The 23,160-nt window shown below is 42.0% G+C and carries 17 protein-coding genes; 7 read left to right on the top strand and 10 right to left on the bottom strand.

Going from position 1 to position 23,160, the window contains the following annotated elements; translation table 11 throughout:
* The first annotated feature begins 39 nt into the window (after positions 1-39).
* Together QVH07_RS10410 and QVH07_RS10405 are read left to right on the top strand one after the other, a co-directional pair.
* Entirely contained in the window at positions 40-945 is a 906-nt protein-coding gene (locus QVH07_RS10410) for a helix-turn-helix transcriptional regulator (RefSeq protein WP_290000189.1), read from the top strand.
* Between the two features lie 87 nt (positions 946-1,032).
* A complete protein-coding gene (locus QVH07_RS10405) occupies positions 1,033-2,598 on the top strand; it encodes a S8 family peptidase (RefSeq protein ID WP_290000187.1) in 1,566 nt (521 codons plus the stop codon).
* Between the two features lie 52 nt (positions 2,599-2,650).
* Here QVH07_RS10405 and QVH07_RS10400 read toward each other — a convergent pair whose 3' ends face one another.
* The 5 genes from QVH07_RS10400 to QVH07_RS10380 all read right to left on the bottom strand — a co-directional run bounded on the left by QVH07_RS10400 (position 2,651) and on the right by QVH07_RS10380 (position 10,371).
* Positions 2,651-4,747 (bottom strand): M28 family peptidase, encoded by a 2,097-nt coding sequence (locus QVH07_RS10400; RefSeq protein ID WP_290000185.1) that lies wholly within the window; start codon positions 4,745-4,747, stop codon positions 2,651-2,653.
* Positions 4,748-4,751: 4 nt separating this feature from the next.
* Positions 4,752-5,909 carry a C40 family peptidase gene (locus QVH07_RS10395; protein WP_290000183.1) on the bottom strand — a complete coding sequence of 386 codons (1,158 nt, stop codon included), beginning with the start codon at positions 5,907-5,909 and terminating at the stop codon, positions 4,752-4,754.
* Positions 5,910-5,992: 83 nt separating this feature from the next.
* On the bottom strand, positions 5,993-7,291 hold the full coding sequence (locus QVH07_RS10390; protein WP_290000181.1) for an amidohydrolase family protein: 1,299 nt from the start codon (positions 7,289-7,291) through the stop codon (positions 5,993-5,995).
* 15 nt (positions 7,292-7,306) lie between these two features.
* Positions 7,307-8,674, bottom strand: a complete 1,368-nt coding sequence (locus QVH07_RS10385) for an amidohydrolase family protein (RefSeq protein WP_290000179.1) — start codon at positions 8,672-8,674, stop codon at positions 7,307-7,309.
* A gap of 2 nt (positions 8,675-8,676) precedes the next feature.
* Positions 8,677-10,371 carry an amidohydrolase family protein gene (locus tag QVH07_RS10380; RefSeq protein WP_290000177.1) on the bottom strand — a complete coding sequence of 565 codons (1,695 nt, stop codon included), beginning with the start codon at positions 10,369-10,371 and terminating at the stop codon, positions 8,677-8,679.
* 241 nt (positions 10,372-10,612) lie between these two features.
* On the opposite strand from QVH07_RS10380, the gene msrA reads away from it, so the two are divergent.
* Together msrA and QVH07_RS10370 are read left to right on the top strand one after the other, a co-directional pair.
* On the top strand, positions 10,613-11,194 hold the full coding sequence (msrA, locus tag QVH07_RS10375; protein ID WP_290000175.1) for a peptide-methionine (S)-S-oxide reductase MsrA: 582 nt from the start codon (positions 10,613-10,615) through the stop codon (positions 11,192-11,194).
* A gap of 11 nt (positions 11,195-11,205) precedes the next feature.
* On the top strand, positions 11,206-12,870 hold the full coding sequence (locus QVH07_RS10370; RefSeq protein WP_290000174.1) for a DUF6909 family protein: 1,665 nt from the start codon (positions 11,206-11,208) through the stop codon (positions 12,868-12,870).
* A 1-nt stretch (position 12,871) separates the two neighbouring features.
* On the opposite strand, the gene QVH07_RS10365 is transcribed toward QVH07_RS10370, so the two are convergent.
* The 3 genes from QVH07_RS10365 to QVH07_RS10355 are packed head-to-tail and all read right to left on the bottom strand — an operon-like array spanning position 12,872 to position 16,237.
* The gene (locus QVH07_RS10365; RefSeq protein ID WP_290000172.1) at positions 12,872-14,287 is read right to left on the bottom strand and encodes an aldo/keto reductase; all 1,416 of its coding nucleotides are present in this window, start codon (positions 14,285-14,287) and stop codon (positions 12,872-12,874) included.
* A gap of 3 nt (positions 14,288-14,290) precedes the next feature.
* A complete protein-coding gene (locus QVH07_RS10360; protein ID WP_290000169.1) occupies positions 14,291-15,772 on the bottom strand; it encodes an APC family permease in 1,482 nt (493 codons plus the stop codon).
* Between the two features lie 3 nt (positions 15,773-15,775).
* Positions 15,776-16,237, bottom strand: a complete 462-nt coding sequence (locus QVH07_RS10355) for a DUF4440 domain-containing protein (protein ID WP_290000167.1) — start codon at positions 16,235-16,237, stop codon at positions 15,776-15,778.
* 370 nt (positions 16,238-16,607) lie between these two features.
* Here QVH07_RS10355 and katG point away from each other — a divergent pair, with 370 nt between their 5' ends.
* Positions 16,608-18,809, top strand: a complete 2,202-nt coding sequence (katG, locus tag QVH07_RS10350) for a catalase/peroxidase HPI (RefSeq protein WP_435367062.1) — start codon at positions 16,608-16,610, stop codon at positions 18,807-18,809.
* Positions 18,810-18,853: 44 nt separating this feature from the next.
* On the opposite strand, the gene QVH07_RS10345 is transcribed toward katG, so the two are convergent.
* On the bottom strand, positions 18,854-20,605 hold the full coding sequence (locus tag QVH07_RS10345; protein ID WP_290000165.1) for a glycoside hydrolase family 9 protein: 1,752 nt from the start codon (positions 20,603-20,605) through the stop codon (positions 18,854-18,856).
* Between the two features lie 49 nt (positions 20,606-20,654).
* Here QVH07_RS10345 and QVH07_RS10340 point away from each other — a divergent pair, with 49 nt between their 5' ends.
* Both QVH07_RS10340 and QVH07_RS10335 read left to right on the top strand, forming a co-directional pair.
* A complete protein-coding gene (locus tag QVH07_RS10340; protein WP_290000164.1) occupies positions 20,655-21,407 on the top strand; it encodes a polysaccharide deacetylase family protein in 753 nt (250 codons plus the stop codon).
* Between the two features lie 5 nt (positions 21,408-21,412).
* Positions 21,413-21,691, top strand: a complete 279-nt coding sequence (locus QVH07_RS10335; protein ID WP_353890987.1) for a hypothetical protein — start codon at positions 21,413-21,415, stop codon at positions 21,689-21,691.
* A gap of 32 nt (positions 21,692-21,723) precedes the next feature.
* Here QVH07_RS10335 and QVH07_RS10330 read toward each other — a convergent pair whose 3' ends face one another.
* Entirely contained in the window at positions 21,724-23,160 is a 1,437-nt protein-coding gene (locus QVH07_RS10330) for an amidohydrolase (RefSeq protein ID WP_290000161.1), read from the bottom strand.

Below are 23,160 nucleotides of genomic sequence, written 5' to 3'. Positions count from 1 at the left end.
AGTTGCTTTAGCTATTTTCGACCTGTAATTCATTCAGTCATGGCGAGTAAAATAGAACAACAAAAAATCCTTCGGGTCTTTAAACTTATCAATCTTCTCCAGAGCAATGTGGGTAAACCGGTCCATCGATTAGCGGAATATCTTCAAACCGATGAGCGGACCATTTATCGTTATTTTAAGCTTCTGGAGGCCTTGGGTTTCGAGGTGGTGAAGGAATTCAGCAAATACAAATTGCTTTCTAGTCCGTCTATTTTGCCCGGTTCACAGTTCGGTGGTTTGAGCAAGGATGAATCTGAATGGCTGGCTCAGCAGCTAAAGCATGCACCCAAGGGAAGTTTGTATAGGGATTCTGTAATGAAGAAGCTTCAATCCCGATCAGAAATCAACCAAGGCAGTCAGGAATTATTTAAAGCCCACCTGACTAAAATGATTGATGAAATTTCATCAGCCATGCAGGAGAAGAGACAAATCTGGCTGAAGGATTATTACTCGCTCAGCAGTGAGTCCACAAAGGATAGGCTGGTAGAACCTGTGGCTTTCACCAATGACTATTCGGGAATTCATGCTTTCGAAGTAGAAAGCCAGAGCATGAAAATTTTTAAGATTGAAAGAGTAGGAGAATTGCTCGTGAGCCAAAACCCCATGGAGCATGAGGATAAGCATAAAATGCCCGGGACGAGTTTATTTGGATTCAGTGGCCAAAGCCGATTCCATGTAAAATTGAAAATGAGTAAAAAAGCCTATCAGCTCATGCAGGAGGAGCATCCGAATGCCAGACCTTACATGTATATCAAAAATCGAAATCATTACTACTTCAATGGAGAGGTCCCTCAATTACCGGGTGTGGGGCGCTTTGTGATGGGCTTACCCGGAGAAGTAACTATTGAGGAGGGAGAGGAGCTGAGAGCTTATGTAAAGTCGCAACTGGAGAAAATCGATTTATGATTTGATAAATGATTCATACTGAGTGAATTGCTGAGTGTCTGGGATTTTTGTATCTTAATTTGATTATCATTTTTAAACTCTAATAATATGAAATTTTTATCCAAAAAATCCCTTTCTCTTTTTCTTATTCTGGCGATTGTTTTTGCCTGTAATCAAGAAGAAGAACCACAGTTAGCCCCCTCGGTACCAGATTCCGCACAGTCAAGTTTGATTCCCCAATCGGAACTGGATCAATTGATTTTGAAATCCATTCAGGAGACTGGAGACTTTGTTTGGATGGATCAAACGGATGAAGTCATTTGGAGTGCTTTGGTACAAAGTGACTCTATTTTGACCATTGGTTACCAGCCTGCTTCTACTGAAAATATTAATGCCCGCATGGGTGAAATTTCTGTAGGAGACCCTCAATGGAGCGCTGCTGCGCAAAAAGTAATCTTTCAGGTAAATGAATCCCGATCTGCGCAAGGAAGACCCCAATTGAGGATAAACAATCAGGATGCAGACATTCATGAAGATTTGCCATTTCTGGAAATGAAAGTAGCCGATATTCAGGTTCTCAGAGATCTTAGATTAATGGAGGAAGTAAGGTATTATGAACCTCTTAGCTATGAGTTTGACATTAGCCTACTTCAGGCTGCTGAGGAAGCAAGAATTTTCAGTGATTCCGGCTGTTCAAATGACCCGAATGCCAATATCCCAGGAAGTGATTTTAGTGTGATTGCACCGAATGCTGTGCAATCCTGGAATTATCCTCAAATGGGTATTTCCCAAGCCTGGTCCACCAGTACCGGCGCAGGGGTTACTGTTGGAATAATCGACACTGGAGTTTCTTCAAGCCAGTCCCTGTTGGGGAGTGCTTTCTCCAGTGGAGCTTCTACTAATCGTCAGATTTCTAAGTTTGGAACCTATCAGACTGGATTCTGGTGGTGGAAGAGACCTGATGGTCCGAATGATCGATGTGGGCATGGTACCGCTATGTCAGGGGTGATTGCTTCACCTAGAAATAATTTGGGCGCTGCTGTAGGCGTGGCCTATAATTCCAACCTGGTCTCAGTGAGAGGTACAAGCGATGTGATTGTTAACTCTGGGAATGAAAAAGATGGAGTAGCTGATGCTTTGGTGCTACTTGGAAAAAGATCGGATGTAAAAATTATCAGCATGTCCATTGGTGATGTTTTCTCTAATTCTAAGGTCGCAGATGCTGTGAGATATGCCCATAGTCGCGGTAAGTTGATCTTTGCGGCAGCGGGAACATCCACCTCCTTTACAAACTGGGTAGGAGTAATTTTTCCTGCAAGCATGCCAGAGACTGTTGCTGTAACAGGCGTAAAAGAGGGTAGTGGGTATCAACGATGCGATACTTGTCATTCTGGTTCTCAGGTAGAATTTACCGTGGTCATGGAAAGAGCTGGTTCTGAAAATAAGCCCTTAACCACGGCTCAATCTGGAAATACTCCTTCCACCGTTGGAGGTTCTTCTGTTGCCACAGCCACCGCTGCAGGAATCGCAGCTCTGGTCTGGGAGAGGTATCCAAATTTCAACAGGGATCAAATCCTCCAGAAAATGAGAGAGTCTTCGGATTTATATCCGAATAAAAGCTCTCAATACGGATACGGAAATCTTAATGCAGCTCAGGCTGTGGGGATATTCTAAAATCCGTCGAACCCAAAAAAGGAAAGCCTCGAAATAATTCGAGGCTTTTTCTTTAGTCCAAAATTGCTGTGAGCTTATCAATTTTCTTTCCTAAATCTTGAATGACATCGGCGTATTTTTTATCCCATTCTTCCAGGCTTCCGGGATTATTGGTCTCTACTTCATATCTGATTCCAGGAAGTATCCAGCTGGCATATCCACTGAAAGGATCAGTACTTACATAAAGAGATTTATACCAGGTTCCAAAATCCATTCCCTTTGGGTCGATCCAGCTTTTCTCCAAAGCCAAAAGACCTTTATTGAGCTTGCCGATTTCTTTGGATGAAAGACTTCCTGATTCCAAAGCTGAATTTAGGGCAGATTGAAATTTTTCAGACTTGCTTTCCAAGGATTCAATTTCCGCATGAACCTGATCAAATTTCCCAAAGTCCTCGGCTACTCTTTTCACAACTAGCTCAGAACTCTCCACATGTGATTTTAGATCTGTGGCATATCTAGGTATATCATAGGGAATCACTTCTGCATTGGATAGTCTCAAACTCATGATTCCAGCTACCTGAGCCACCATTCCTCCCATTTTGAATTCTGGATCTGAGAATTTTTCATAGAAGCTGAAATTATCATAATTGGAATGGTATAGGGTAGGACCTCCTGCTCCTGCTCCCAAACTAGGAACACCAACATGCATGTAGAAGGCAATGTGATCCGAACCTCCTCCAAGATTACCCATGGAAGGCTCATCATTTGCTCCCTTCCAAACCTCATAAACTGTTTTGCCTTCTCCGGGATATTGAACTGCCTTTGTGGCTTCAGTGATCACCTTTTTCATGGTCGGGGCAGATGAAGCGTTGAAGTTTTTGCCGGAAACGGCAGCATCAAAATTCATATAAGTCACCGCATTTGCACCAAGCTCCTTTTTGAACTGCTCAACCCATTCTGTGGAGCCAATGACACCATGCTCTTCAGCATCCCAATGCGCAATCATAACCGATCGCTTAAGTTCGCCACCATTGTCAATTAAATCTCCAAGCGCTTCAGATAAGGTCAGAAGCATTGCCGTTCCAGAGTTAGGGTCTGTCGCCCCAAAGCTCCAGGCATCATAGTGACAACCTAAAATGATCCATTCATCTGGATTGGTCGTTCCGGTAAACTTACCTACTACATTGTTCGCGCGGATAAAGTCTATGGGCTGATCTACCATTAGGCGCACTTCAAGCTCCTCGCCACCTTCTACTTTATATTCAAAATCCAATCCTCCTTGCCATGCTTCTGGAGCGACTTTTCCAGTCATTCTTGATAGGATTTCCTTTGCTGCTCCATAGCCAATTGGGCTAACCGGGATGGTATGGAAGGGCATTTCTGATGGATCTTTTCTCTTTACCTTTTTATCTCCATCTCTTGGCAAAGCCGGTTTAAACGGAGTTAGTGGATCACCAGTAAATGGCATGGTAAGCAGAGAACCACGCTGAATCGTAGTTTCATTATAGTAGGGTCCATCAGGATAGACATCTCCACGGGAGTATCCATTATCCTTTGGGTCAGTGTAAATGATAAGACCTGCCGCTCCATATTGTTCCGCAAACTTTGCCTTATACCCTCTAAAGTTTCCACCATATCGAGCAATGGCAATTTTACCCGTTAATTCCACTCCAAGCTCTTCCAGCTTCTCGTAGTCAGCCTTAACTCCGAAATTCACATAAACCACTTGAGCAGTTACATCAGCAGAGCCTGAAAATGCATTAAAGCCCTTGTGAAGCCTTGGGTCACTTGCATAATCATCACCAGGAACTGGTCCTTCCTGCTGAGTAAGTGTTATTATTTCTGGGCTTTTAATCTCAATAAGAGATTTTCCAGGATTATTTGGAAGATACACATCATAAGGATAAAGAGTGACTTCCATACCCGCCTCTCTCATGATTTTAGCCATGTAAGCAGCCACTTCTTCATTTTCTGGAGTTCCAGTGATATGAGGGTTTTTAGTGAGCTCTTGTAAATGGATCTTGAATCTTTCAGGCTTGACAGCTTGAAGGAACTTTTCTTCTAGCTCTTTTTGAGCTTGAACTGAACTCTTAAAGAAACCGTCCAGTTGCTGACTGAATCCGGTAACTGCAAAAGAGAAAAGCAGGAGAGGGGTTAAAATTTTTTTCATAGTGTTAGAGTTCGAGAAGTGATGAAACTGATAGAATATTTTCAGATGGTGTATTGAGAATTCTTTTGGTTCTTAGGTATCTGTTGAGTTCATATTCATCGTAAAGAGGACTTTCCGGATCAAAGCTTGAAATCCGTACTCTTCCTCTTGAATGGATAAATTGGTTATTTCCGATCCACATTCCTACATGAACTACTCGTTCTTTACTGTCTTCAGTGGCTTTTTTTCCGAAGAATAGTAAATCCCCTACCTCCAGATTCTCCCAGTTTTTATCTACATCCACTTGCTCTCCCTCGAGAACTTGCTGTGAAGCATCTCTGGGTATGATCTTTCCATTGAGATAAAAAATGGTTTTGGTGAAGCCTGAGCAATCCACTCCCTTGATAGAGGTCCCTCCCCAAAGGTAGGGTGCTCCCATCATAGTTTTAGCAGTAGAAATTAGACTTTGAGGTTCAGTATCTCTTGAAGCTATCCATTGCTCCCAGGGCATGGCTTCAGACTTTTTTATTTGACCGGAGCGACCATCTGGAAGTTTCACTTGGAAAAACTCCTGAGACTCCGATTCAAGCTCCATGATATCACCTGCAACTAAATCCGATACTCGTTCATTAGAATCCATAACAAAACCACTAAAATCAGTGAAAACCACTTTTGCGGTTCTGTACCAGGATTCTAATTCTTCCTCGGTCATGAGTTGAATTCCACTTGCATCCACCCAAGAAATGTACTGATCTGGTGTTTGTACCCTGTACCAGCCATCTGATTTTTCAAGAACTTTCAAGGGGGTGCCCATCAAGGCCTGTGTGGCTAATTCTGCGGAATGCTTTGGCTGACTTCGAATGTTTGCTACTGAAATGGTTACCAGTGCTCTGATTTGATCACCGAGTTCTTCGCTTGGTAATCGAACTACTTCATCATCAACTTGGTATCCCATCTCTTTGATGGTTTCAAGCATTTGTTCATACCCTTCAACTTGATCAGTCGTGCCAAGCAGCTTACCATTTTCATAGCTGATATCCCATATGGCTACCCTTTTATCCGGGGCTAGAGTCTCTTTAAGTTCAGAGATTTGGGATTCGATTATTTCCTTCTCTTTTGAGCTTTGGCATGAAATGCTGAAGAATAAGAAGCATAGAAAAAGTGAAAGTGCTGAGTTTTTCATAGACTCGAATTTAGCATAAAGAAAAGCCACAAGAAAAACGAAATGAATTCGATTATCCTGTCGCTTCAATAAAGTGTTGAATTTTACTTATTCAGGCCTGGATCCCGCTCCAAAAATTCCTGATAAAGCCTAATATGTCTGTTTGAAAGAGGTATTCTGTAGCCTTCGATAAACACATGCATAATATCGCTACTGGTTTCAAATGGATCCCCTGTGGAAACCAGAAGGTTTGCCATTTTGCCTTCTTCGATAGAGCCATATTTGTCGTCTACCCCAAAGATTTCTGCGGCAACAATAGTCACTGCTTTCAAGGCCTCTTCTTTACCCATTCCATACGCAGCTGCATAAGCGGCATGGAATGGTAGGTTTCGTACATTTTCTACCTCATTGGTTCTAATAGCAACTTTTACCCCCGCTTTCATCATTTTTCCAGGGTTGGCATAAGCAGCATCATATCTGTCTGAACTTCTTGTTGGGAGATCCTGAACTGGTCCGGCGATCACAGGAATGCCTGACTCTGCCAGCTCTTCTGCTACTCTCCAGCCTTCATCACAGCCCATGAATATCACGTCAATATCCTTGTCTTTTACCCATTCGATGGCATTAAGAATATCGGAAGCAGCATTCACTTCGATCATTAATGGAAGCTCTTTGGCCACTACTTTTGCAAGCTGCTCCATTTCTGGGTAATACTGCATCTCTGCCCCATTTGAACTCATTTCATTAAAAGCAACTGCATTGTCCCAGATTTCATTGGCTTCTTTCACGGCCTCATCTTTTGCCTTTTCTATGTCCTCATCAGACCTTCGGTCAAAGCGACCTCGACGAGCCGAACTTGGGAAATCCATAACCACGCCTCTGAATCCAGCATACATTTGGTCGGGCGTATAGCCATTCAGATTTATCAAAGCTGCAGTTCCAGGAAATAAACCTCCTACAGGCTTAGAAAGTACCGTGGTCACCCCAGAAACTCGTGTTACCGGAATGGCAACGGAATTAGGGTTGATAGTAGTCAGGATCTCCATATTTGGAGTTACATTTCCTATTTCCCTATTATCCACTGTCTCAGCCACAGAACTAACTTCCACAGCACCTAGTGAAGTACCTCCATCAATCAATCCTGGATAAATATACATTCCTGATAAGTCGATGACTTCAGCACCATCCTCGGGAAGGTTAGTTCCTACACCTGCAATCATGCCGTCCTTAATCAAGACTGATGCATTCTCTAAGGTGCCATTGGTTACGGTCATTACCGTTGCATTTTTAAGCAAAAATGTTCCGGTTCTTGGTTTTATAAATTCACCATCAATCTGGGCCGATGCCATGAAAGGCATCCAAGCCAAAAGAAAGGCGAATAATAGATTATTTATCTTTTTCATTTCTTTATTGATGATTTAGTGTGAATGTTGGAATAGTGATTCACCGTAAAATCGAATCGTTCCCTGCATACATCTGTGATTTTCCTCTGTGAGATAAATAGGTTCAACCATCTCAGTTGGGCTCACGCTTAATCTCTGATCATCTTCATCTTCATTGATATCAAAATATTTGATACCATCCACGAAGGTCATTTGAGGAATAGCATAAACAGATAATGGATGTTCATTGAAAATCACAAGATCTCCATGCTTTCCTTCTTCAATAGAACCGATTTTATCGTCGATACCTAGCTGTCTGGCTGGGTTAATGGTAATCAGTGCCAAAGCTTCTTCATCAGTCAAACCTCCATAACGCTGTGTTTTGGCAGCTTCATGGTAAAGGTGACGAATAAGCTCTCCAGAATCAGAGTTGATCGAAGTGACCGCTCCGTTTCTAGAAAGGATTGCAGCATTATAGGCTGTGGAGTAGTACACTTCAAACTTATAGGCCCACCAGTCTGCAAATACTGAGGCTCCCATCGTGTATTCTGCGATCTCTGGTGCCACTTTAAAACCTTCATTGGTATGCTGGAAAACCAGCTTATCGATTCCAAAATCTCTGGCCACATTGATCAACATGTAAATCTCATCCGCACGGTAGGAGTGACAGTGGATGATGATTTTACCGTCTAGAATATCGGCCAGTGTTTGGAGTCTTTCATTGTATTTGGGAGGATTGGTAGAGCTTCCCGAATTGGAATTAAATTCTTCCCATTCTTTTTTGTACTGCAAAGCCTCATTAAAACCATTTCTGATTACAGCTTCTACACCCATACGTGTTCTTGGCTGAATTCCATTTCCACGACCATGAACCCGAGTAGGGTTTTCACCCAAAGCGAACTTAATGGTTCTAGGGGCATCCTTCATGATGATGTCCTCAGGGTTCATTGTTCCCCATCTGTGCTTAAGGGTAGCATTTTGACCACCAATCACATTGGCAGATCCGTGCATAGCATGAGATACAGTAACCCCTCCAGCAAGCGCTCGATACAAGCCAATGCTCGTTGGATTAACCACATCTTTCATCTGTACTTCAGAAGTGATAGGAGCTGAAGCTTCATTCACAACGTCTAGTCCCTGATGCGAATGCGCATCAATAATTCCTGGCATTAAAAACTTGCCCGTAGCATCAATGACCTCTACACCATTTGGAGCATTGAGGTCCTGGCCGATTCTTTTAATAATGCCGTCCTCAACCAAAACATCAGTGTCTTCCAGATTTCCATTGGTCACTGTCAAAACGGTCGCGTTTTGAATCAAAACACTTCCTTTTGGAGTTTGAGCCAGGACTGCCTGACTAATAACTCCTAATATTATTGCGAGTATAATTCTTGAATTCTTCATGATTACTTTCTTGAAATAAATGAGGGATTAAGAGTCGCACTTAGAGGGAAAGATCCAAATTGACCAAGTGCCATTGTTCCTTCCATCGTATTTCCGGTGATGTCACCGCTTACCTCTATGTCTATGGACATTCCCTGTGCATCCACACTAAAAGAAAAGCTTAAGGTAGAACCAGATAGCTCAATATTAGAAATTGGGGCTGAAGCTTTTCCTGATCCGGAAGGATCGTCATACGTAATGGTACCTTCATATCCATCGCTAGCTCTGGTGATTGTGATGGTTCCTTCACCGCTGCCGGCAGGACTTTCAGTTTCATAATCCCATACACCAGCTATTGCTATTCCTTCTGCAGGGGCTTCACCGTTAGACTTTTTCTGCTTGGTGTCATAATCAAACACATATCCATCTACTACCACATGCTTGATTTGACTGTCTTCTTCGAAAATTGGGCCTGTAGCGATGACCATATTTGCCATTTTGCCTTCGGCTAAAGTTCCTGCAATTCTGGAAATTCCAAGCATCTGAGCTGGCTGGGTGGTCAATGCTGCCATAGCTCCATTCTCAGAAAGCCCTGCTTCCATCATCTTTTGGATGGCTTCCTGAGCATCATTTGGCTTTACATCCGCTAAGGAGAAAGCAAACGGAATTCCTTCTGCTTCTAATTTTGACGCCTGAGCCAAATACTTTTGGTATGCCTCTTTTACTCTCTTAAGCTGCTCTTTGGCCGCTTCAGTGGCGTCTTCATCCAGCTCTTTTTCTGAAGCTTTGTCATCAGGAACTTCAAGCTTGATCAATACTCCGGCTCCACTTGCTTTGATCTGTGGAATTACCTCTTCGTAGTTCTCGAGATCCGTGAGGATGAGCTTAAAACCCAGCTCCCGCTGAAGCTTAAGCACTCGTAGAATTTCAAGTTCTGAAGAAGCAGAAAACAATACTGGAACTTCTCCAGAAATTACATCCTGCATTCCTTTGTAAGTATCAGTAATTTCAGGCCGTCTTGCCCCCAAGTTATTGCTGAACTGAGCCATTTGGCTTTCCGTCAATTCGGCATTTTTATATACGTCCCTAAACTTTGCCATAACTCCGGCAGCCGTACTTGGATACATGCCACGAGAACCTCTGAAAGATGCAGCAAGTGCAGTGTTCTCTTTTAGCAGGTTAGAGTTTTGGTCATGGCCTAAAAGCATCAGAGCAGATTTTCCCGAAAGCATCCCTCCATCAGGCTGTGCCTGAATTATAGTAAATCCAATTTTGCGTAAGTCTTCCACACTTCTATCACTTGGATTAAATTGATCCACAGCAGAACGCCAAGGAGTGATTCCAGCGATTTCATCTGGTGGATTTGAAGAGACAAAATTTTCTGGTCTCTCTGGATCTTCCGGCTTAGTAATACCAGCATCACTGGCACCAGCTATAAAACCAGGATAGATGTACAGTGAGTCTCCTTCAATTACTTTTGTCCCTACGGAAATGGTAACATTTGAACCAATTCCAGTGATCACCCCATTGTTCATTAGAATGGTCGCTGTCCTAGCTTCCTGTCCGGGTGCAGTGATCACCATTGCGTCTTTAATGGCATAGGAATCTGTAATACGTCTCTTTCCGGTGGGATCACTTTGGGCCATTGCATTGATGGCTCCAAAACCCACAGAAAAAGACAATGCCAGTACTCCTAACCTTAGCAAAGTTTTTTTCATGTGTTGATTGATGGTTTAAACTAAAGGGTTGAAAGTACAAAATCATAAAGCTTCTACCACTATCATTTATATCATGGATTGAGTTATTTGATTAATGGTAATACATGGTGTATGAATTGCTCATGAATTATTTTTTTATTCACTTTTAGATTGGATTTTTAGAGATTGCTGGAAAATCAAAAATCTAGCGCAACTTTTGCCTTCGACTCTTGGTTTTTATGCGAATCAAAACTGAATACAAATGAATCACTTACCCAAAACAGATTTATTCATCCCTGAAGGAAAAGAAGTTGCCACTCTAGGAGCAGGATGCTTTTGGTGCATAGAGGCAGTTTTTCAAAGATTGATGGGAGTGGAGCAAGTGGTTTCTGGTTATTCTGGAGGATTCGTTGAGGATCCTGATTACCGAGATATTTGCAATGGTACCACTGGACATGCTGAGGTATCTCAAATAACCTATGATCCAAATCAGGTTAGTTTTGAGTCATTGCTGGAGGTTTTTTGGGCTACTCATGATCCCACCACCCTGAACAGGCAAGGTGCGGATGTTGGACCTCAATATAGATCTGCTATCTTTTATCACTCTGATAACCAAAGAGATATTGCCACTTCCATTAAAAATGAGTTGAATGAAAAGAAAGTGTTTCCAAGACCAATAGTCACTGAAATTTCAGAATTTTCAAATTTCTATCCTGCAGAAAGTTATCATCAGGATTATTACAATAAAAATGGCTATCAGCCGTATTGCCAGTTCGTAGTAAAGCCAAAAGTGGATAAATTGAAGAAATACTTTTCAGATCGACTTATCGAAGACTACCGATAAATTTTTAACCCATGAGAACTAGAGCCCAGGAGTCAAGAGCAGCAATAGAAAGACTTTACATTACCATGCGCCACCTTTTTATGCGCGGAAGCTATAAACCCATGGGGGTTTCCGGTGAAGGATTGGTGAATGCATTGCGAGTTTTAAGCCCTGAAATTTATGGTTCCATAAATGATGAGGAAAAGCTTGAATTGGATGGTTTACTCTATGTGATGGACCGCCTACCCAGAGGTATTGAAGAATGTAGATTTGTGCGCTTTATTAGCAGGGAAGGATTTGAAAAAAGCCAGCTTGAGCCTATCGTTCCGCCGAAAAGAAGAAGAAACTGTTATCGACTCGATGAAGATGTGATGTATGTGGAAATGACCCGTGGGAGGTCCGATATTTACGACATTCTGACTCACCTGACCTTTCTCTACATTGAATCTGAAACCATCCTTAAAAATTCCACAGATCACAAGGGACGAATTTCTTCGAATTGGGAAATGCTGGAAAAGTTCGTTGAGAAGGAGCGAAGGGGAGAGGACTTTGACAAAGAAGCTGCTTGTGCCTATCTGAGTCATATCATTGGAAGGACCTTTGATGAGACTAAAGAAGCGGTAAGAAAGTTTGAAAGCAGCAGGAATTCGAATAGTCTATTTTGGATAATTTATCATTTGGGTAAACTTGCCAGAAATGAGGTACATGGGGAAGAAGCAAGGGAAATATCCTTCTCAGCTACCTTAAGAGAAAGAATTGGTCATCATGTCTATGGTGAAAGATGGGCATCAAATATCAAGGAATGTCTAGATAAGAACGGACTTCTGGACCGGGAGCTCCATATTATTTCTGCCAATCTGCATTCCATCAAAAACACGATTTATGGGTTTCATAGCCTCTCCATTTCTACTTATGAAGGGCTGGAAGAGGTGGCGATGGACTTAAGCACAGGAGATAAAAAGAAGAATCGTGCGAAGATTGACAAATATGCCAAGTCTCATGGGTTCATTGATATACCCGACACTACGGGGACGAATATTGGAGTTCAACTTATTGATACCTCAAAACTTCCCAAATCGGAATTGATTCCAGGGATATTTTTAGAGGAGGATCAAACCAAAAGACCTGTGATTGTGGTCATGGATTACGCATTTGGAGAGCAGGCCTATGAGTGCTTTGATGAGCTCTTAAAACCGTATGAGAAAAATGGAGAATCCATCAGCCTAAATGTGGCTTCAACCTCCATCATGGGAAAAGCAGGAATTTTGCAGGGAAAAAAAGGCGATCTTATGATTCCGGATGCTCATGTTTTCGAAGGAACGGCTGATAATTATCCTTTCGAAAACGAGCTAAAAAGCCAGGATTTTGAAGGCTTTGGATTAGGGGTGTACGCAGGCTCAATGGTAACAGTACTGGGAACCTCCTTACAAAATAAGGATATACTTCAATATTTTATGGACTCTTCATGGAACGCAGTGGGTTTAGAAATGGAAGGAGCACATTATCAAAAAGCCATTCAATCCGCTTCCAGAATTCGCCAAAGTATCAAAAAGGACGTCCGTATTCTTTATGCCTATTATGCATCAGATAATCCATTGGAAACAGGTAGTACCTTGGCTTCTGGCGCCCTGGGTTTAGATGGGGTTCGACCCACTTACCTTATCACATACAAAATTCTGGAAAAGCTATTTAGCTAGTCTATAATTCTGCTTCTGCCTCTATTTCAACCAGATACTCTTTACCGATGAGATCTGCTCTTACCATGGTATTGGCAGGTTGAATACCCGCAAATCGTTCTCCATGAACTCGAGCAACAGCTTCCCACTGTTCCAGATTTTTGATGAAGATCCTGGTTCGAGTGACATTCTCAAGAGAAGCTCCTAAGGACTGAAGTGCCCCTTCAATTTTATCGATAACAAAATGAGTTTGTGCGGCCGGATCATCTCCTCCCATTGCTTTTTCCCCATGCGTGGCTGTGGTACCTGAAATAGAGATTCGGTTTCCTTTTCGTATTGCTCGGCTAAAGCCCGCGATATCTTCCCAAACCGTTCCACTCAATGCTTTGAAGCTTCCATTTTTACCATGATAGACTGGATATGGAGATGGGAAATCCTCTAAATGATCACTTAAATCTCCACTAGCAGTCAAAAAGGGCGGTTTTCTATACTCATCTCCACAGTCACCAGGTATGGGATTAAATCCAGAAATCATTTCTTGAATCTCGGTCAATTCACCCTCACTTAGCTTCAGGTTAAGAATTTTTTTATTGTCCTCGATGTGCTCGCTTTTTCCAAGTCGCGCTCCAATGATTACACTGGATACTCCTTTCTGATGAAGGATAAAATTGCTTGCCACATTGGCTATGCTTACTTGATGATTCTTTGCGATTTTGTCCAAGAGCCTTAACAAGGATTGATAGTTTTGCCAGGAAGTGGCGGTATCCATAAATCTTTTGTACTTCATCTGAGACCAGGTGAGTGATTTATCGATTTTTGGCTCATTGGCACCTAGCCATTTTTCTGAAAAGAAGCCTCCAGCTAAAGTCCCGAAAGCCAAAAGCTCAATGCCATGCTTTTCACAGAAATCCCCCATTTGCTTCGAGGCCCTTTGATCTAAAAGGGAGAAACAAACTTGATTTGACTTTATTTCAATCCCGCTTTTTACAATTACGGAAAGATGAGCTGTATCAAAGTTGGTCAAGCCCAGATCTGTGATGAGACCTTCATTTTTTAATTCCTGGAGCCAAAAAAGCGCATCGATCCAAGCCGGGTCTGCATAGTTCCAGGCATGGAATTGCATGAGTTCAATTTGATCCGTTTGTAGCCTTTTCAGGGCTTTGGTCACCGCTTCCTTAACTATTTCCTTGCTGAGCTTACCTGGCTTCGGGACCCACTTGGTGTAATGTTTTGCCGCATCTGGACCAAATAGCTTCCGAAACTCCCCTGCAATCAACTCAGCTGATCCATAATGATCAGCCATATCGAAAATATCAAACCCAGCATCCACGTATTTTTTCATGGCGTTTGCGGCATAGCGGGCGTCTACAGTTTTGCCGTCTCTTTCAAGATCAGCTATTTGCCAAAGGCCTGTGATAATTGATTTGGGTTTTGTCATGGTTCAGTGTTCCGGTAGGGTTTTAAACTTGTTTCTCAGGTCCAGGTCATTTTTTTTGAGATTCCTCCAGCGAAAGTAAAAGGTGAGGCTCGCTAAAGAAATGACTATTCCATAAACGTAGGTAGAGTGAAAGTACCAGTGGGTGGTTTCTGAACTTAAATCCTTAAATGTATGAATCAGGAGAAAACATATCAGGAATAGACTTCCTATACTCCCAACAAGGGCTCTCGCACTTTTGCCTTTTATGATAGTTTGCTTTTCCGCAAGTTCTGGATTTGTTTTTGGCAAGAATAAAAGGGATAGGCACATAAACAGGAAATTTACCAGCATAGCAGTAACCATAATGTCTATTCCAAGAAAGAAATCCCCTGCAAAATGGCTTCCCAAAATTCCAATAGTGGACACAGAAGTACTTAATATGATGGCTCGGACAGGAGCCTTGGTCTTGGGATTTATCCTTGAAATAAATTCAGGGAAAATGCCGTCTTCTGACCAGGAAAAAACTAACCTGGAAACTGAAAGTATCATGGCTGGCAGATCATTAAGCAGAGCGATGCCAGCACCAAATAAAATCACTGCAGAAAGCCAGTTGGGTAGCAAATAACTGAGCAAGCTTGCGGCTGTTAAATCTTTGTTTTGAGCTTCTGAAGCAACAAACTCCCAAGGCACAGCATGATAAACTGCCAGCGTAAATACAAAGTAGAAAGTCCCAACAACGATAATGGCCAGCCAGATGGCTCGTGGGAGATTTTTTGTTGGGTTTTTGGCTTCTCCGCCTGCCTGAGCGATGGCATCAAAACCTATAAAACTAGAAAAGAGCAAGGCCGAAGCAGCCATAAATGTCCAGATGTTAAAGGTGCCTGAGGTCTCAAAAATAATTGGGATTTGGAAGTCGGAAATGGCTTGGTTAAAATCTGCATGATTAAAGCTAAACCCTGAAATAATTACCAATCCTCCCAGACCAAACATTAAAATCATAAGAGGTATTAAAGTCCGCTGGTAAAAATTTATACCAAGCATATTCACAGCGGCGAAAGCCCATAATATCAGAAGTGCAAGAGTCATACGAACACCGCCTATTTCTAGAGTTTGAGCGAGATTTTCCCAACCAAGTGCAAAAAAGAAGTCCCTAAAGAATGGAATTACGACATAGGAAATAACTCCGATGACTACAGATAAGCCGAACCATTGGGAAAAACTGGCGATAAAGCCCAAATATGGATTTAAAGAACGGCTGGCGTACAAGTAAGACCCACCGGCCCTTGGCATTGCCGTTGACAAGGCCGCATAAGATATAGCAGCAAAAATGGCTGGAATAGATGCGAGTAAAAACGCTGGAAGAACAAAGGGTCCGATTCCCGGTACATTCCTTTGAATCATAAAGGGGATGACATAGATAGATGCTCCGATCATGGAGCATACACCCGTTGCCATCAGTCCTAAAAGTCCTAAATTTCTGGATAAAGAAGTATCGTCCTTCTGCACTTCTTAGTCTTCGTTTTCTTCCACCCTCGTAGAATGAAGCATATCGAGTCGCCAGCCTTCTTCAGTTCGAACAGCCGTTGCACTTTCCAGCCATTTAAGTTCTCGAACTACTTTTTCTCCTTGTTTAAAAGTAGCCCAATTCCAGTAAGAAGTCCATGCCCGATCTCCGTCGATTACTGTTTTTATAAATTCAAATTTATTCAGGCGGGTGGTACGGTTTGGGTTTGATTTAGCCTGGTCAAAATATTCTGTGACCATCTCCAAGGACCAAATTTCCCCAAGCTCTAAAAGAAGAAAATCCTCTGTGTAATAGTCACTTGTTTTTTCTGAATTAAAATCTGAAAAGAGCTCATCAAAGGAATTTTGAATTAGTGCCTCGACTTGTTGTTTATCGGTCTTTTCCTGAGCAATACCGAGCAAAGGAAGCGAGAAAATTGCGAGTAGGATTAGGGTGGTTTTTGTCATTGAAGTGAATTTGAAATGGAAAATAAATAAAAATGTCTTAATGAGGATACAGTAAACAGGTGTGATACTTTAAATGTGAGTTTTGATACACGGAAAAGTAAATTTGGTTTATTAAATTGTTCAAGATGTTTCAAAGAAGAAGAATATCAATTTTGCTATTTTGAACCATCTCAAACTGAGAAAGTTGCTAACCCAAGGATGATAACCGCTTGGCTTGATCTCTAATTTCTATCAAAGAATTGATAAGAGTCATAGTTATTATCTATTGAATTTTAAACTTTATAACTTTTGTATTCATTAACTTCACACTGAAGTTAAAATCTAAAAACGATTAAAAATGGACAACTCACAAAATGGATCTCATCCAGGCATGAACGGTGATGCCTCAAAGTGCCCTTACATCGGGGGTAGCATTAGTAAAGGTGCAGGTCGCGGAACCCGAAATACGGATTGGTGGCCAAACCAATTGAACCTAAACATTCTTCGTCAGCATTCTGAAAAAGTAAACCCTATGGGTAAAGACTTTAATTATGCTGAAGAATTTAAAACTCTTGATTACGAAGGAGTGAAAAAAGATCTGGCTAAACTAATGACTGATTCTCAGGATTGGTGGCCAGCAGATTATGGACATTATGGGCCATTTTTCATTAGAATGACTTGGCATGCTGCGGGAACTTACCGTATAGCTGACGGTCGAGGAGGTGGCGGTACCGGCACTCAAAGATTTGCGCCGCTTAATAGCTGGCCTGATAACCAAAACCTTGACAAGGCAAGATTGCTGCTTTGGCCAATCAAACAAAAGTATGGCAAAAAGCTTTCTTGGGCAGATCTTTTGATTCTTGCAGGAAACGTTGCATTAGAAACCATGGACTTCAAAACGTTTGGCTTTGCCGGAGGCCGAGAAGACGTCTATGAGCCAGAGGAAGATATTTACTGGGGGTCTGAAGGTGAGTGGCTCGGTGATAAGGAAAGATATAGTGGAGACAGAGAGCTAGAAAATCCTCTTGGAGCGTCTCATATGGGTTTGATTTACGTAAACCCAGAAGGACCTGAAGGACGTCCCGATCCAGTGGCGGCAGCTCATGATATTCGTGAAACCTTCGGAAGAATGGCCATGAATGATGAGGAAACAGTAGCCCTAATTGCTGGTGGACATACATTCGGAAAAACTCACGGAGCAGCTGATCCTGATAAATATGTGGGTGCTGAACCAGAAGGTGCTTCAATCGAAGAAATGGGAACAGGATGGAAAAATTCTTTCGGAAAAGGCCACTCTGAGGATACCATTACTTCTGGATTAGAAGGAGCTTGGACTACCACCCCAACTAAGTGGAGTAACAACTACTTTGAAAATCTTTTCAATTATGATTGGGAAGTTTACAAAGGTCCAGGTGGAGCTTGGCAGTGGAGACCAAAAGGTGGAGCAGGTGAAGGTACTGTACCTGATGCTTTTGATCCAAACAAGAAGCACGCACCTTTCATGTTGACTACTGATATTTCTCTGAAGGAAGATCCAAAATATGCTAAGATCTCCAGGAGATTCTATGAGAACCCAGATGAGTTTGCTGATGCTTTTGCGAGAGCTTGGTATAAGTTGACTCACAGAGATATGGGACCAACTTCAAGGTTCCTTGGACCTGAGGTTCCAGAAGAGGAATTGCTTTGGCAAGACCCAATTCCTGCAGCTGATTATGAGATGATTGATGAGGCAGATATTGCTACATTGAAAGCAAAAATTGCGGATTCAGGCCTGACATCAAGTGAATTAGTTTCAACCGCTTGGGCATCTGCTTCTACTTACAGAGGTTCTGATTATAGAGGAGGTGCTAATGGTGCCAGAGTAAGACTTTCACCTCAGAAATATTGGGAAGTAAATAATCCTGAGCAACTAGGAAAAGTATTGGGTGTTTTCGAAGGAATCCAGTCAGACTTCAATGCATCCAGCGGAGCAAAGAAAGTATCTCTTGCGGACTTGATAGTTTTAGGTGGAAGTGTAGGAATTGAAATGGCTGCTAAAAAGGCTGGTCATACTGTAACGGTTCCATTTACACCTGGTAGAACTGACGCAAGTCAGGAGAAAACAGATGTAGAATCTTTTGCAGCGCTTGAGCCAGCAGCTGATGGCTTCAGAAATTACTTCAAACCTAAGCACAGTGCTTCTGCGGAAGAAATGCTTGTTGACAAAGCTCAATTGCTAGGATTAACTGCTCCAGAGATGACTGCCCTAGTGGGTGGTATGCGAGTAATTGGCACTAACTATGATGGTTCTTCTCATGGTGTGTTCACCGAGAAGCCAGGCGCTTTGACCAATGACTTCTTCAAGAATGTGCTTGATTTAGGTATCCAGTGGGTTCCTGCAGATAGCGGTAAGCATGCTTTCATTGGTTCGGATAGAAAGTCAGGTGACTTTAAATGGACAGGTACCAGAGTGGATTTGATATTTGGTTCTAACTCTGAGCTCAGAGCGGTAGCTGAAGTTTATGCTGCTTCTGATGCCGAGGAAAAGTTTGTCAATGACTTTATTTCTGCATGGACCAAAGTAATGAACGCAGATCGATTCGATTTAAAATAATTGATATCAGCTTTTAAAGAGGGGCTCTATTTGGAGCCCCTTTTTTATTGGTCAATCAGCACCCACATCAAAATTGAATCTGCTGTACCATCCATCGTTGGTTCATTCGTTGAATAATCTCCAATGTCATCATGATAGGTTACATAGTCATTTTGGAACTCGGCAAATTCATCGGGATTTTTTAAAGTCAGCCCTAATAATGATTTGTAAATACTTTGATAAATAGGGCCATCAATTAATCCACCGTTTGGAGTGTCATTAATTAATGCAACTGAGGGTAAATGAACATTATCCGGTACTTCACCTCCTATAGGTATGCCCGTATACATACTGGTTCCCCAGGGATTTCTTCCCAGAAGCCAATCCCGGTGACGATGCATTGATTCCCGATAAGTTTTATCTCCACTCATTTTTTCATACAAAATTGCCTGGGTTATGTAATTCACCATGAGGTTGTTTGAGCACCAAATAAAAGGAGTTCCTATGCGATAGACATTCCTTTTTGCTCTTTCTTCAATTTTATCCAGATTGGATTTATACCATTTCTCAAGTTGGGTTTTAACAGTATCAGGAGCCACTTCATGCAGAGAAAAATGCCCCATATTCATAAACGGGTACTTCTCATAGTGCGCAATGCTATCGCGTGCTAATGCCCCATCATCCTTTATCATGTAGGCATATTCTATTGCTTCATTTAAATACCGTGATTCTGCTGTAAGCTTAAAAAGTTCAGCTCCTGCCCATTCCATATCATCTTCCCAAGAATTCTCTCCATAGCGATAAGGTGCCCCAAAAGAATTTCCTTGTTGAAAGCCAGGTTGTTTCCTTCCCATTTCGTAAAGTTCCTTAGCAGCCTTTTTCAGTTTCAAGGCAAAAGATTCATCTAGGTTTTGCCATACCTGTGCACCAAGGGCCAGGGCAGCGGCCGTGCGACCAGCGAGGTTGGCTATTCCAGTGGCCTCACTTTTCCATTCTCCTAGCCCTTGCGGCTCACCGGTTGCAAAGTAAGCCGCACGATAAGAATTCTCACCCCAACCGTAGTTGGCATTGTCCAAATGAGGAAATTTGAATCCTCGGTGATCTCTGTCATCTGCCACTTGATGAATGAGCCAATCCTCCCTAGGATGCAATTTCAATAACCAATCCAAACCCCATTTCGCTTCATCAAGCACATCAGGAATTTCATTAGGGAATCCATGACCCAAATGATCTACAGAATCCACAAACTTCTCTGGAGCCATTTGATAAGCCATGAGCATTCTAGCTGTGGCATTAGACGAAGTGATTAAATATTTCAGTTGGTCTCCAGCATCATGCCATCCGCCGCTGAAATCATAGAATGTGGAATCAGGAACTGGGGAATAAAATAATTTCCCATCATTTTGATGGCATACCACACCAAAATACGGATTGTAGCCGCATCGCTGTTGCTGCATAAAAGTTACTAAATCGTTTAAATAAGGACTATATGGTTTTTTAGTTATGATTATCTCACTAACTATTTCATCAGAATACAGAAACTCATAAACTCCTGAAGGACCGGCGGTGAAATTCAATTCGTATTGATAATCAAAGTTTCCCCAGAGTCCTTTTTCGATTCGTTGTGGTTTTATTTTTTGTTCCTTTTCGTCATTTTGGATGACGAAGGTTCCATTAAGTTTTTTCTTTGAAAGAATTATGGCAGAAACCTTCTCTCCAGGTTTGTAGCCATTTTGATTGATTCTGACATAAATATCTTGACCAAAAGAAATTCGAAGAATTGAACTCAAAAAAAGAATTACAATTAAGTGTTTCATAAAGGCTGGCATTTGTAAACCGGGTGAATTCAAAAGATAATTGGACAAAATGAGAATCCAAATCATTAGTTTTTTCTTCTTCCTAGTTTCCCTTGGTTGTGTGGGTCAAGAGAATTGCATTAAAAGCTACGGTGGTATCATTAGAATGGACACTACGAAAAAGGAAATCTACCTTGTTTTTACTGGAGGAGATTTTGGTGAGGGATTAGATACCATTCAACGAACCCTGGAAATTGAAAATGTAAGGGCTAGTTTTTTCTTCACGGGAGATTTTTACAGAAATTCTAAGTATACATCTGGTATCCACTCACTGATTAGAAGCGATCATTACCTTGGTGCCCATTCCGACAAACATTTGCTTTATGCTGCTTGGGAAAATAGAGATTCACTTTTGGTAAGTCGAGAGGAATTTGTGGAAGATATTAGAATGAATTACAGGGTGATGAAGGATTTTGGAATAGAAAAAGACCAGGCGTCATTCTTCATGCCTCCATACGAATGGTATAATGATTCGATAAGCCTATGGACTAGTAAGGAAGGACTTAAACTTATTAATTTCAGTCCGGGTACACGATCAAATGCGGATTATACCACACCTGATATGGATGAAAGATATGTCGATTCTGAAACCATTATCCAAAGTATTCTCAATTTTGAATCACAAAGTTCAAATGGGCTGAATGGCTTTATTTTGCTTCTTCATACTGGAACAGACTCAAAGCGAAGTGATAAATTTTATTTTCGATTGCAAGAGCTAATTCAAAAACTAAAGAATCGTGGATATAAATTCAGAAGGCTCTAAATTTGATGCAAACAAGAACACAAAATTTCTCCATGTTTGATAGCCGGGATTACCCCAAACCTCTAGATGAATCCATATTTGAATCCTGGTTAGAACAGGGGAGAGAGAGTAAGATTTCTTATGCTTTTCTTTTGGTTATTTGGGATGAAGGGGAGCAGGACTATCTTCCGAAATTTGCAGAGACAAGGGATGAAATTGCCGAATATGAACGGCTTGGTGAATCTTATGGTCGTCAGGCATTAGTGGCTGCTTATGACCTTTATTCTGAAGGGAAAATTGCATAAAAAAGTCGAACCTGTTGGCTCGACTTTTTTTCTTATTGAAGATCAGAATTAATAGGGGGTGGTCCATCCGGAACAAATCCCTTGTACACATAATCTCCTTTTTTCTCTATAAATTCTTTTCTCACTTCGGCAACTAGCTCAGGGTTTGTAAATAGATCTACCATGGTCATAGATAATGCTTTGGCTGCATAGGCCATGCCTTTATGCCCAATAGACATACCTCCCGCAGCTACCACTGCCCAAGAATGCCAGGGTGTTCCATTTGGTGCTGTGGTCGCCCGAAGTCGGATAGTTGGCACCACCCAGCTGACATCTCCTACATCAGTACTTCCTCCCATGCTATGTTCCTGAGTTTCTTCCATGGGTTCAATCTTAGAAACCAATCCAATTTGAGGTTTTCCTGTAGCCTCCTGAATTTTTCGAGCGAAATCCTGTTCTTCCTCGGTGTAAGAAATGGATCCTAATGTCTCAAGGTTTTTCTGCATAGCCGCAGATCCCGTTCTATTTATCAAAACCTCATGAACACCTGATATCAGGTTTACTTTGTAATCTACGTTTGCCATAATCGCAGCTCCTTCAGCCATTGCTTGAATACGCTCATACACTGGAATAAGTCCTTCTCGGCTGCTATCACGCACTCTTACCCAGATTCTGGAGTAGTCAGGGACTACATTCACCACCTCACCGGCCGTTTGAATATGATAATGGATTCTGACGGTTGGTTTCACGTGTTCACGGTAATAATTGATACCTGTGGTGTATAGCTCCAAGGCGTCACCTGCGCTTCTGCCATTCCAGGGATCTGAGGATGCATGTGCCGCTTGTCCTGTAAATTCTACCTGGAAGTCGATTAGTGCTAATCCTTTTTGTACCGCTGTTTTTGTCTCAGCACCGGGGTGCCAATCCATGACCACGTCCACATCGTCAAATAAACCTGCTCTCACCATCCAGAGCTTACCGAAGAACTTTTCCTCTGCTGGAGTTCCATAGAATCGAATTGTACCCTGCAGTTCACCATTTTCAATTTGTTCTTTGATAGCAGCGGCGGCGCCTAAGGAAGCCACACCAAATAGGTTATGACCACAGCCATGTCCCGGAGCCCCTTCATTCAATGGGCTTTTGTAAGGAACTTTGTTTTGGGACAAGCCTGGCAAAGCATCAAATTCACCTAGAATCCCGATGACTGGACTTCCACTTCCATATTCTGCTACAAAAGCAGTGGGAATTTCAGCTACTCCCCGAGTGACCTTGAACCCAAGGCTCTCCGCATAATCAGAAAGCGCTGCAGCGGACTGAGTTTCTTGAAAAGCTATTTCTTCAAAAGCCCAGATTTGATCCGAGAGATTAGTCAGAGCTTCGAAGCTCTCGTCAATGTTCGCCTGAACGGCTTCCTTTATTTCATCCTGTGCTTTTACCCCCATATTGAATACGAGTAAAAACATGGATGAGAGTAATAATTTTTTCTTCAT

It is taken from the genome of Algoriphagus sediminis (assembly GCF_030403435.1).
Lineage (GTDB): Bacteria > Bacteroidota > Bacteroidia > Cytophagales > Cyclobacteriaceae > Algoriphagus > Algoriphagus sediminis.
This window is presented reverse-complemented; position numbering and strand designations above follow the sequence as displayed.

Bases quoted from the DNA above. Each gene is read 5' to 3' on its own strand.
- QVH07_RS10410 (WP_290000189.1), top strand. From the start codon at position 40: ATGGCGAGTAAAATAGAACAACAAAAAATCCTTCGGGTCTTTAAACTT.
- QVH07_RS10405 (WP_290000187.1), top strand. From the start codon at position 1,033: ATGAAATTTTTATCCAAAAAATCCCTTTCTCTTTTTCTTATTCTGGCG.
- QVH07_RS10400 (WP_290000185.1), bottom strand. From the start codon at position 4,747: ATGAAAAAAATTTTAACCCCTCTCCTGCTTTTCTCTTTTGCAGTTACC.
- QVH07_RS10395 (WP_290000183.1), bottom strand. From the start codon at position 5,909: ATGAAAAACTCAGCACTTTCACTTTTTCTATGCTTCTTATTCTTCAGC.
- QVH07_RS10390 (WP_290000181.1), bottom strand. From the start codon at position 7,291: ATGAAAAAGATAAATAATCTATTATTCGCCTTTCTTTTGGCTTGGATG.
- QVH07_RS10385 (WP_290000179.1), bottom strand. From the start codon at position 8,674: ATGAAGAATTCAAGAATTATACTCGCAATAATATTAGGAGTTATTAGT.
- QVH07_RS10380 (WP_290000177.1), bottom strand. From the start codon at position 10,371: ATGAAAAAAACTTTGCTAAGGTTAGGAGTACTGGCATTGTCTTTTTCT.
- msrA (WP_290000175.1), top strand. From the start codon at position 10,613: ATGAATCACTTACCCAAAACAGATTTATTCATCCCTGAAGGAAAAGAA.
- QVH07_RS10370 (WP_290000174.1), top strand. From the start codon at position 11,206: ATGAGAACTAGAGCCCAGGAGTCAAGAGCAGCAATAGAAAGACTTTAC.
- QVH07_RS10365 (WP_290000172.1), bottom strand. From the start codon at position 14,287: ATGACAAAACCCAAATCAATTATCACAGGCCTTTGGCAAATAGCTGAT.
- QVH07_RS10355 (WP_290000167.1), bottom strand. From the start codon at position 16,237: ATGACAAAAACCACCCTAATCCTACTCGCAATTTTCTCGCTTCCTTTG.
- katG (WP_435367062.1), top strand. From the start codon at position 16,608: ATGAACGGTGATGCCTCAAAGTGCCCTTACATCGGGGGTAGCATTAGT.
- QVH07_RS10345 (WP_290000165.1), bottom strand. From the start codon at position 20,605: ATGAAACACTTAATTGTAATTCTTTTTTTGAGTTCAATTCTTCGAATT.
- QVH07_RS10340 (WP_290000164.1), top strand. From the start codon at position 20,655: ATGAGAATCCAAATCATTAGTTTTTTCTTCTTCCTAGTTTCCCTTGGT.
- QVH07_RS10335 (WP_353890987.1), top strand. From the start codon at position 21,413: ATGCAAACAAGAACACAAAATTTCTCCATGTTTGATAGCCGGGATTAC.
- QVH07_RS10330 (WP_290000161.1), bottom strand. From the start codon at position 23,160: ATGAAGAAAAAATTATTACTCTCATCCATGTTTTTACTCGTATTCAAT.